Here is a 330-nt window from a genome sequence, read left to right as displayed (position 1 = left end):
GAACAGATTTCCTCATCTCCTTCTCCTAGTGTTAAAGTGCTCTAGCAACAGGGCTCCTAGCGAAGCACCAGGAACAGCTTTTCTCCACCGCGAAACAGATCCAGGGCGATCGTTCCGCTAGCCTCGCGCAACGCGGCTGTTAACTCGGCCACGGTGGCAAGCGGTTTCCGGTTGATCGGAACGATGACGTCGCCGGCGCGCAATCCTGCCCTGGCCGCGGCGCTGCCCTCCTCGACGCGCGAGACAACCACGTTGCCGGCCGCGTCCGCGAATTGCGCGCCTTCCAGACGATCCGGCAGCGCTGGCGCGGACAGTGCCGCGTTCTCTGGC

Annotated in this window: 1 protein-coding gene; it reads right to left on the bottom strand. The window is 63.6% G+C overall.

All coding sequences use genetic code 11. The features are described 5' to 3' along the window. Nucleotides 1-56: 56 nt before the first annotated feature. Nucleotides 57-330, bottom strand: a 274-nt coding sequence (locus EN804_RS35670; RefSeq protein ID WP_135922379.1) for a PDZ domain-containing protein, incomplete at its 5' end; no start/stop codon positions are given.

The organism is Mesorhizobium sp. M8A.F.Ca.ET.161.01.1.1 (assembly GCF_004792105.1).
Lineage (GTDB): Bacteria > Pseudomonadota > Alphaproteobacteria > Rhizobiales > Rhizobiaceae > Mesorhizobium.
This window is presented reverse-complemented; position numbering and strand designations above follow the sequence as displayed.